Here is a 2436-nt window from a genome sequence, read left to right as displayed (position 1 = left end):
GCAGCCTGCGGCAGCTCCTACAGCTGGTTTTTTTTATGCGCCCGTGCCCCCCCACGGTAATCGCATCGATCTTCAGCGTCGGCTGACCGACACCCACCGGTACCGACTGCCCGTCCTTGCCGCACGTGCCCACACCGCTGTCCAGTGCCAGATCGTTACCGACCATCGACACCCGGCTCATCGCCTCGGGGCCGTTGCCGATCAACGTCGCGCCCTTGACCGGTGCGGTAATCTTGCCGTCCTCGATCAGGTACGCCTCGCTGGTGGAGAACACGAACTTGCCGCTGGTGATGTCAACCTGACCGCCGCCGAGGTTGGCGCAGTAGATGCCTTTCTTCACCGATGCGATGATTTCTGCCGGATCGCTTTCGCCACCGAGCATGTAGGTGTTGGTCATGCGCGGCATCGGCAGATGCGCGTATGACTCACGACGACCGTTGCCGGTACGGGCTACACCCATCAGGCGCGCGTTGAGCTTGTCCTGCATGTAACCCTTGAGCACACCGTTCTCGATCAGCGTGGTGCACTCGGTCGGAGTGCCTTCGTCATCGACGCTCAGCGAACCGCGACGGCCGCTCAACGTGCCATCATCGACAATGGTGCAGAGTTTGGAAGCGACCATTTCACCCATCCGCCCGCTGTAGGCCGAACTGCCCTTGCGGTTGAAATCCCCCTCCAGACCGTGGCCGACCGCTTCGTGCAGGAGCACGCCGGACCAACCCGAACCGAGGACGACAGGCAAGGTGCCGGCCGGTGCCGGAATCGCTTCCAGGTTCACCAGCGCCTGGCGCAGCGCTTCGCGGGCGTAGCCCATGGCGCGGTCTTCGGCGAGGAAATAGCGGTAATCGGTACGCCCGCCACCGCCATGCCCGCCGCGCTCGCGACGGCCATTCTGCTCGACGATCACGCTGACGTTGAAACGCACCAGCGGACGCACGTCAGCAGCCAGGCCACCGTCGGTGGACGCCACCAGAATCCGTTCCCAGACCCCGGCCATGCTCACGCTGACCTGTTGAATCCGTGGATCAAGGGCGCGGGTAGCGACGTCGATGCGCTTGAGCAGCTCGACTTTCTCGGCGCGACTCAGCACTTCCAGCGGATTGTCCGGCGCGTACAGCTGTGCGACATCCTGAGTGCTGAAGGCCTGCACCGTGCCGTTCTGCCCGGCGCGGGAGATCGAACGCGCAGCACGCGCCGCCGCACCAAGGGCTTCAAGCGTGATCGCGTTGCTGTAGGCAAAACCGGTTTTCTCACCGGACTGCGCACGCACGCCAACTCCCTGGTCGAGGTTGAAGCTGCCTTCCTTGACGATACCGTCTTCCAGCGACCACGACTCGGAGATCTGGCCCTGGAAATACAGGTCGGCCGCATCGATCCCCGGGCCGGCCAGATCGCCGAGCACGCCTTGCAGGCTCTCGATGGTCACGCCGCCGGGCGCCAACAGGTGATCACTGACTGAGGACAACAACTCGCTCATAGGTTTACGCCTTAAATTCATGTTCTGAAGCAGGCCGCTGGGCGCCCTGCGAGAAAAACCGCCGATGACTCGTCACCGGCATTCGCGCCCTGATAGACGCTTGTTCGTCACTGTCGCGTGCGGCCAACAGCACCGCCTCGCCTTGATCCTGATGCGCCAGCACCCGGCCCCACGGGTCGACAATCGCCGCATGACCGAAGGTTTCACGCGGTCCCGGGTGAGTCCCGCCCTGCGCTGCCGCCAATACATAACACTGGGTCTCGATGGCCCGGGCGCGAATCAGCACCTCCCAGTGCGCCGCACCGGTCACAGCGGTGAAGGCCGACGGGGCGGTGATCAACTCGGCACCGGCAGCGCGCAATTCGCTGTACAACTCCGGAAAGCGCAGGTCGTAGCACACGGTCAGGCCGACTCGGCCGACCGGTGTGTCCGCCACCACGACGCCACTGCCATAAGCATAGTCATCGGATTCGCGATACCGCCCGCGATTGTCCGCCACATCGACATCGAACAGGTGCAACTTGTCATACCGTGCAACGGTTTCACCCTGATCATTGACCAGCAGCGAGCAGGCGTGAGACTTGGCGTCCGGTTGCCCGAGCGGCGGCAACGGCAAGGTGCCGGCCACTATCCATAACTTGAGGTCGCGAGCGGTCTGTTTCAACCATGGCAGGATCGGGCCTTCACCGAGCGCTTCGGCCCTGCCGATGTCGGCAATGTCACGACGCCCCATGGCGGCGAAGTTTTCCGGCAGCACTGCCAGCTTCGCGCCGCCGGTTGCCGCCTGCTCAAGCAGGCGTCGGGCCTGCGCCAGATTGGCCAGCACATCGCTCTGGCTGACCATTTGAATCACCGCTAAAGACATGGCCGCTTCCTGACAGGGAGTCCACTTATCACTGCAGGAGCTGCCGCAGGCTGCGATCTTTTTGATTTTTGCTTTTTAAAAAACCACATCAAAA

Annotated in this window: 2 protein-coding genes; both read right to left on the bottom strand. The window is 63.1% G+C overall.

All coding sequences use genetic code 11. The features are described 5' to 3' along the window. Positions 1-1477: metalloprotease TldD (gene tldD, locus HT737_RS20090; RefSeq protein ID WP_182403851.1), on the bottom strand; the 1477-nt coding region annotated here is incomplete at its 3' end. A 4-nt stretch (positions 1478-1481) separates the two neighbouring features. After that, positions 1482-2342, bottom strand: coding sequence for a carbon-nitrogen hydrolase family protein (locus tag HT737_RS20085; RefSeq protein ID WP_047291290.1), 861 nt, complete (start codon positions 2340-2342; stop codon positions 1482-1484). Positions 2343-2436: the final 94 nt, after the last annotated feature.

Source organism: Pseudomonas sp. MD195_PC81_125, assembly GCF_014060985.1.
Lineage (GTDB): Bacteria > Pseudomonadota > Gammaproteobacteria > Pseudomonadales > Pseudomonadaceae > Aquipseudomonas > Aquipseudomonas parakoreensis.
Note: the sequence above shows the minus strand (reverse complement) of the source record. Positions and strands in the feature narration are given on the sequence as shown.

Bases quoted from the DNA above. Each gene is read 5' to 3' on its own strand.
- HT737_RS20085 (WP_047291290.1), bottom strand. From the start codon at position 2,342: ATGTCTTTAGCGGTGATTCAAATGGTCAGCCAGAGCGATGTGCTGGCC.